Raw genomic sequence first — 7,576 nt, 5'->3', positions numbered from 1 at the left:
TACTGTTGTCCACATGGCAACTATATGACTTAATAGGAAGTGTTGCTGAAGTGATAAAAGCGAGCTTCACAAACAAGACGGTATAAGGATGTACCCTTATTAGACAATGCATGGAGCACACTGTCCTGATGTTTGTGCCGAGCCCCATGGATGGGTTTACGCGTATCGCTTGTTTACTCAACAACACTAAACTACAACAGAGCCACACTTTAAGAGAAAATATTATGATTAAAATTGTTTTTTTTGCCGCGTTAAGAGAGCAGCTAGCTTGTGCTGAACTGTCTTTAAATGCTGAAGATGTGAAAACTGTCGGTGACGTGAAACAGCGCTTAAGTGATAAAAATTCACAATGGCAACAAACGTTTAGCAAGGCATCTCTGTTATCGGCGGTGAATCATGACATGGTTGATGACAGTCATTTAGTAAAGTCTGGTGATGAAGTTGCCTTTTTTCCTCCTGTGACCGGCGGATAAGTGATGACCAGCCAAGACCCTTTGAAAGAAATATCCATCCAAGCTGAGGATTTTAGCTTGGCGGATGAAGTGGCTTTACTTGAGAAAGACAACCTAACCGATGGTGCTGTCGTTACTTTCACTGGCAGAGTTAGAAATAACAATAATGGTAATAGCGTCACTAGCTTAACGCTAGAGCATTATCCAGGTATGACAGAAAAATCTTTAGCTAAAATTATCAAACAAGCTAAAGAGCAATGGCCTATAGGTAGAGTCAAAGTGATTCATCGCATTGGCGAGCTCTTCATTGGTGAACAAATTGTCTTTGTTGGCGTGACCAGCAAACATCGACAAGATGCTTATGCAGCTAATGAATTCATCATGGATTATTTAAAAGTTAAAGCACCGTTTTGGAAGAAAGAAAAAATAACCCATGCCGGGAAAACCTCAGAAAATTGGTTAGCTGCGAAAAGCAGCGATACTGATAAAGCCGACCTTTGGAGCTAGCGTGTTACGTTTTCTTTTAGTCACCGCCTTTACCATTAGTTTACTGTGGGTAACCAGTAGCCAAGCCCAACAAAATAACACTGATAACAGCGATAGTGATGATAACAACACACCGCTACGTATTGCCGTTGCCGCTAATTTCACCCCGGTATTAAAAGTATTACTTAAAGAGTTCAGCAAACAAACCGGTATCAACAGCCAAATAATCAGTGGTGCCAGTGGTGCCATGTTTTTACAAATTAAACACGGCGCGCCCTTTGACATTTTTCTCAGTGCCGACAGTCGCCGGCCAAAAGAACTTGAGCAAGACGGTTTTGCCCGCAAAAATAGTCGTAAAACCTACGCCATAGGTCAGCTAGCATTCTATACCACTACTATGCCTTCACTTGAGCAATTATCTATTGACCTAGAAAAAAACCCACCACAACGCTTTGCTATTGCCAATCCTGATATTGCCCCCTACGGTAAAGCGGCCAAAGAAGCATTGCAACACTTAGGTTTATGGTCAACTTTGCAACATAGATTAATAACAGGCATTAATATCGGGCAAACCTTTGCGCAATTGCGCAGTAAAGCCGTAACCCGTGGTATTGTTGCCAATAGCCAGCTAGTGCTAAACAACTTATCTGGCGTACTTATCCCCACGAGTTATCATCAGCCGATTGAGCAACAGTTAGTTATAATTCGCGCCAGTAAGCGACAAGCCGCAGCGAAAAGTTTAAGTGATTTTTTACTCTCCGCCAAGAGCCAGGCAACCATAGTCAGTTATGGCTATGCACCAACACCAAGAGTTAAGGGTTAAATGATAAATTCTGACTTACAAGCACTGATAACCACCTTAGAAATGGCGGCATTAACCACGATAATTTTATTGATTATCGGTACCCCTCTTGCTTGGTATCTGGCCAAAATGACCAGTCGATTTAAGGTTATCATCGAGGCTGTAGTGGCTTTACCATTAGTATTACCGCCAACAGTAGTAGGCTTTTATTTATTGATTGCCTTTTCCCCGGAATACTTACCCGGACAAATGTGGCAGCAAGCGACGGGGCAACAATTAGCCTTTAGTTTTTCAGCCATCGTTATTGGCTCGGTTTTGTACTCACTGCCTTTTGTGGTGCAACCTCTGCAAAAAGCCTTTGAACAATTAGGTGACTCGCTCTTAGAAGCTGGGGCGCTACTTGGCGCCGGCCCTATTGACCGATTTTTTACTATTGTATTGCCGTTAACAAAAGCCAGCTTTATCACCGCGGCCAGCCTAGGTTTTGCCCATACTGTCGGTGAATTTGGTATTATCTTGATGATTGGCGGTAATATACCTGGAGAAACACGGGTACTTTCTATTGCGCTATTTGATCATGTCGAAGCCTTTGATTATGCCCGAGCGCACCTACTATCCATCAGCTTATTAATAAGTTCTATGGTGTTATTAGCCGCTATCTATTGGTTAAATTTACCCAAAAGAAACAAACCTAAAGATTTAACGGTTAACACTAAGCGAGAAGAGCAAAGCGCCAATGAATGATTCTCTTATAAATAATGCCGCTTTAAATAGTCTTACTAACCATAAAACGCCTCAGCTCAATATAAATATTAACATTAGTTATCAACAATTCGAATTAAGTATTAAGCAGTCAATACCATTAAATGGTATTACCGGTGTTTTTGGCCACTCGGCCTCAGGCAAGTCGACCTTACTGCGTGCCATTGCTGGTCTAGAAACAACACTGACTGGTGAGATAACCTTAGTCGATACTTCTTTAGTCAACAGCGAACAAGGTATATACCTCAAACCCGAGCAGCGCCAAGTTGGCTTAGTGTTTCAAAATAGTCGTTTGTTTAGCCATTTAACGGTACTGGGCAACCTAGAGTATGCGGTCAAACGTTGTAAAAATAGTCGGCTGTCATTAGCTGAGGTAATTAAACTTACTGAGTTAAGTGCCTTACTTGATCAGGAGGTAAATCAGCTCTCCGGTGGTCAACAACAAAGAGTCGCCTTAGCTAGAGCTATTCTAGCCGAACCCAAGTTATTATTACTTGATGAGCCGTTAAGTGCCCTGGACCGACACAGTAAAACCCAACTGCTAAAAATGATACTTAACATTCAAAAGCAGCTGAGTTTACCTATGTTATACGTCAGCCACTCTTTAGATGAATTACAGCAAGTTTGTGATACCTTATTAGTACTAGCACAAGGTAAGGTGGTTAGTTTTGGTAATATTCATCACGTTATTCATCAGCTCAATAATAACCATGAATGTGACCTTATCCAGCAACAAACCAGTTTATCACTGCCGATAAAAACCTTTAATAATGGCCATGGCTTAACCGCTTTAGCGTTAAATGCCCAACAAGATATTTTTCTTAGCTGTGATCAAGCATTTGAGCAGCAAACTCAGTTGCGCTGCTTTATTTTGGCCAGTGATATTAGTATTACCCTAACGGAGCCAAGTAATAGCTCTATCGTTAATCACCTATTAGGTACGATAAAACAAATTAATGCTCAGCAAAATAATGTCTTGCTGACGGTTATTTGTGGTTCACAAGATTTTTTTGTCACTATCAGTGCCTTCTCTCAACAAAAGTTATCGCTAACCCTCAGACAACAGGTATATTTGCAGTTTAAAGCCAGTGCTGTGCGTACTTTTATCCATTAACCCTGATAAGAAATAAACTAGGAATACACGTGTTAAGTAATCAAGAGCAAGTTAAATACTCCCGGCAAATTATGTTGGCTAAGATTGGCACCTCAGGACAAATGGCATTGCGCAACGCAAAAGTGCTTATTTTAGGTGTGGGCGGTTTAGGTAATCCAGCCAGTTTATATTTAGCGGCCGCAGGTGTCGGCACCCTTTATCTCGCCGATGGCGATTGCATAGAGCTCAGTAACTTACCCAGACAAATTCTCTTTAGCGAAAGTAATATTGCTGAAAATAAAGCTGATGTCGCCGCGGAAAAATTACAACAACAATTTCCTGATGTAACGATTGAAGCTATTGATGAAATGCTTGATGAAGAGTTATGTGATTATTATCTGCCACAAGTCGATTTAGTGCTCGATTGCTCAGACAATATTGCCACACGCTACTTGATCAACCAAGCCTGTGTCCAGCATAAAGTACCACTTATAGTGGGCGCTGCTACTGGCTTTGATGGCCAACAACTCACTATAGACCCGCGTGATGACAGCAGTGCTTGTTACCATTGCCTTTTTCCTGCCAGTGAAAAAGCGCCCGCCAATAATTGTCAAACGGTTGGTATCATAGGTCCAGTATTAGCCATGATTGCCGGTATGCAATGTTTACAAGCTATTAAGCTGTTAACGGGAAATAAAGTGCAGATTAACCAACTTAACTTGCTTGATGGTTTAGCCAATCAATGGCAGCAATTTACCATGAAAAAACAAGCAAATTGCACCGTTTGTGGTTCAAATTAAGGATTAATTACCTATTAATAACTGCCTAAACTAAATTGACACTCGGCACTGCTAATGATTAGCTCAGTGCCCTTTTTACTTTTAATTTCTTTAGCAATATCAACCCACTGGTAATAAACATTACGATGAACTTTCGCTTTTAGGTTGCGTCGTACAGTTACATACAAATTACCATTTTCACTGATGATTAGTGGATGCTGTTCATCTAGAGTAAATTCGTCGTCTAAGTTGGTGCTAACTTGCATGACCGTTTTTTCTTCATCCAGCCAGCGCCATTGGGTGAGCACAAAAGGCACATCATCAACTTGAATTTTCACTTTCTCTACTGGCGTCACTAAAAAGTACTCCGCAGTAGCTTTGCTTACACCGTTATTTACCTCTTTGTTTACCTCCTTAATGAGCACGGAAGCAAATAGCTTAACCAGTGCTAAGCGCTTAAAAATAGTACCGTGGTAATACCAATCACCATTGGCTTTTATCTGGATATCAATTTCACCACAATAAGGTGGATTCCATGACTCGACTGGTGGTAATGATTTTTTACTGCCAGCTAGTTGAGCTGAAATTTTATCTAATGACATAATGGCGGCATATCCTTACAAAAAGCGCTGCAATAGCTAAAATGGGTTAGCTTAACCATATTACGCGATAAGTACATTTGATTATAATTAATATCATGCTAACTTATTGCCCGATACATTTTTTTAACATTTGAGCCAGTGCCAACAGTATTGGCTTACAATAACCCCCAGTCTATTACGTTACTTACCGCTCAGGAAGAATTTAATCGCATTGGTATAACAAGGAATATAGATGAAAATAGCCCTCACTAAGACTAAGCTAAGCTTAATAGTCTCCTCTGCTCTGCTTATCGCAGCGTGCAGTAATCAAAATAATGAAAACAGTTATGAGGCTAATAAAGCCATGGCAAATATAAAGGCCCCTGTCGCTAAAAAAGTACCTCATGAAATGGTTATTCATAATCATACTCGTGTCGATAATTATTACTGGATGCGTGATGACAGTCGAACTAACCCAGAGATCTTAGCGCATTTAGCCGCAGAGAATGATTACACTAAGGCACAGTTAAAACATACCGAGGCGATGCAAGAACAGATCTTTCAAGAGATCAAAGATCGCATTGAAAAAGACGATAACTCAGTGCCAAGAAAATCAGGTGACTTCTATTATTCAACCCAAATGCAAGGTGAAAATGAGTACCCTATCTATGTTAGAGCTACCGATTTTAACGGCAGTAACTTGGAAGTACTATTAAATGTTAATGAATTAGCAAAAGCACATGATTACTACCAAGTTACTGGCTTAAGAGTGAGTCCAAATGGCAAGTTACTAGCCTACGGTGAAGATACCTTAAGTCGTCGAGTCTATACGGTTCAGTTTAAAGACATTGCCGGTAACACCCTGCTTACCGATAAACTTACCGGCACCAGTGGTGGCATTGTTTGGGGTAATGACAATAAAACCGTTTATTACATCAAAAAAGATCCACAAACCTTATTAGGTTACCAAGTATTTCGTCACACATTAGGCACATCACAAGCCGATGACGAGATGGTCTACGAAGAAAAAAACAAAGCTTATTATACCGGCATCAGTAAATCTAAAGATGACAGCAGCATATTTATTTGGCATTCCAGTACAGAAGCAAGTGGCGTCTCGGTAATTGATGCCAATAACGCTAAAGCTATGCCGAAAAAGTTCATTGAGCGTGAAGAAGGTCATGAATACTCTATCTCTAAATTAAATGATTGGTATTACATTAATACTAACTGGCAAGCAACCAACTTTCGTTTAATGAAAGTGGATAAAAACCATCTTGGTGATAAAAGCCAATGGCAAGATGTTATACCTGCCAATGATGCCGTTAAGCTCGAACGTTTTGAATTATTTACCGATCATCTTGTTTATCAACAACGTGAAAATGGTATTAGTCGTATAACGATTCAGCAACTTTCCACTGGTAAAGAGCAACAACTAAGCTTTCATGACACTGCTTACACCTTACATATGTATGGCAATGATGAAATAGATAATAAAGCATTACGCCTTTACTACACTAGCTTTACCACACCAGGCGTAGATTATGATATTGATTTAACCACGTTAACTAAAACAACGTTAAAACAGGATAACGTACTCGGTGACTTTGATAGCAATAACTACGCCTCTGAGCGTATTTTTGTTAAAGCGCGTGATGGTAAAAAAATACCGGTATCCTTAGTTTATCGTAAAGATACCTTCAAAAAAGATGGTACTAACCCATTATATCAATATGCCTATGGTTCGTACGGTAACACCATAGACCCTTACTTTTCAGTAAGTCGTTTAAGCTTGCTTGACCGTGGTTTTGTCTATGCCATTGCTCATATTCGTGGTTCAGAAATGCTTGGCCGACCTTGGTATGAAGACGGTAAAAAACTCACTAAAATGAATACCTTTACTGACTTTATTGATGTCACTAAAGCGTTAACAGCACAAGGTTACGGCGATAAAGATAAGGTATTCGCTGCCGGTGGTAGTGCTGGTGGTTTACTAATGGGCGCAGTCATTAATATGGCACCTGAGCTTTATCAAGGTATTGCTGCAGCAGTGCCCTTTGTTGATGTAGTGACCACTATGCTTGATGAAAGCATTCCACTAACAACCAATGAGTTTAAAGAATGGGGCAACCCAAAAGAAAAAGTTTATTATGATTATATGTTGTCATACTCCCCTTATGATCAAGTGAAAACCCAAGACTATCCTAACATCCTAGTCACCACAGGATTACATGACTCTCAAGTACAGTATTTTGAGCCAATGAAATGGGTTGCTAAGTTGCGTGAATATAAAACAGATGACAACCTATTAGTCTTTAAAATTGATATGGAAGCAGGACACGGCGGCGCCTCAGGGCGATTCAAACGTATTCATAATACGGCCTTACAATATAGCTTCTTTATTGACTTACTTAATAAGAGTTAATCAATAGTAAGAAAAGCTATTTAGCTTAGCCAAAATAAGCATCCTCATCTAGGCACAACAAGGTGAGGATGTTTTACCCATCAGCAACGCCCTAATATTACTAACATCAAGTCAAATACTCCCTATATTGAACTCACTAAAGCTGAGTTACTCTTGGCAACTCACTAAATTAATTCCAATTAACACCTTTAATATC

The 7,576-nt window shown here is 40.0% G+C and carries 8 protein-coding genes; 7 read left to right on the top strand and 1 reads right to left on the bottom strand.

Features of this window, described 5'->3' with window-relative positions; all coding sequences use genetic code 11:
* Positions 1-224 precede the first annotated feature (224 nt).
* From moaD to MTCD1_RS11690, 6 genes are read left to right on the top strand one after another with little or no spacing between them, the layout of a single operon-like run.
* Positions 225-473 carry a molybdopterin converting factor subunit 1 gene (moaD, locus tag MTCD1_RS11715; protein WP_057183031.1) on the top strand — a complete coding sequence of 83 codons (249 nt, stop codon included), beginning with the start codon at positions 225-227 and terminating at the stop codon, positions 471-473.
* A 3-nt stretch (positions 474-476) separates the two neighbouring features.
* Positions 477-959, top strand: coding sequence for a molybdopterin synthase catalytic subunit MoaE (gene moaE / locus MTCD1_RS11710; protein WP_057183033.1), 483 nt, complete (start codon positions 477-479; stop codon positions 957-959).
* A gap of 1 nt (position 960) precedes the next feature.
* The gene (gene modA / locus MTCD1_RS11705; protein ID WP_057182802.1) at positions 961-1,761 is read left to right on the top strand and encodes a molybdate ABC transporter substrate-binding protein; all 801 of its coding nucleotides are present in this window, start codon (positions 961-963) and stop codon (positions 1,759-1,761) included.
* Positions 1,762-2,484 (top strand): molybdate ABC transporter permease subunit, encoded by a 723-nt coding sequence (gene modB / locus MTCD1_RS11700; RefSeq protein ID WP_057182804.1) that lies wholly within the window; start codon positions 1,762-1,764, stop codon positions 2,482-2,484. It abuts the gene before it with no gap.
* Positions 2,477-3,616, top strand: a complete 1,140-nt coding sequence (gene modC, locus MTCD1_RS11695) for a molybdenum ABC transporter ATP-binding protein (protein WP_082606594.1) — start codon at positions 2,477-2,479, stop codon at positions 3,614-3,616. The genes modB and modC overlap by 8 nt, the downstream gene beginning before the upstream one ends.
* Positions 3,617-3,645: 29 nt before the next feature.
* Complete coding sequence (locus tag MTCD1_RS11690; protein ID WP_057182806.1) at positions 3,646-4,395, top strand: HesA/MoeB/ThiF family protein; 750 nt, start codon at positions 3,646-3,648, stop codon at positions 4,393-4,395.
* 14 nt (positions 4,396-4,409) lie between these two features.
* On the opposite strand, the gene MTCD1_RS11685 is transcribed toward MTCD1_RS11690, so the two are convergent.
* On the bottom strand, positions 4,410-4,976 hold the full coding sequence (locus tag MTCD1_RS11685; RefSeq protein ID WP_057182808.1) for a DUF1285 domain-containing protein: 567 nt from the start codon (positions 4,974-4,976) through the stop codon (positions 4,410-4,412).
* A 232-nt stretch (positions 4,977-5,208) separates the two neighbouring features.
* On the opposite strand from MTCD1_RS11685, the gene MTCD1_RS11680 reads away from it, so the two are divergent.
* A complete protein-coding gene (locus MTCD1_RS11680; RefSeq protein ID WP_057182810.1) occupies positions 5,209-7,380 on the top strand; it encodes a S9 family peptidase in 2,172 nt (723 codons plus the stop codon).
* The last annotated feature ends 196 nt before the right edge of the window (positions 7,381-7,576 follow it).

The sequence above is a fragment of the Colwellia marinimaniae genome (assembly GCF_002207865.1).
Taxonomy (GTDB): Bacteria; Pseudomonadota; Gammaproteobacteria; order Enterobacterales; family Alteromonadaceae; genus Colwellia; species Colwellia marinimaniae.
Note: the sequence above shows the minus strand (reverse complement) of the source record. Positions and strands in the feature narration are given on the sequence as shown.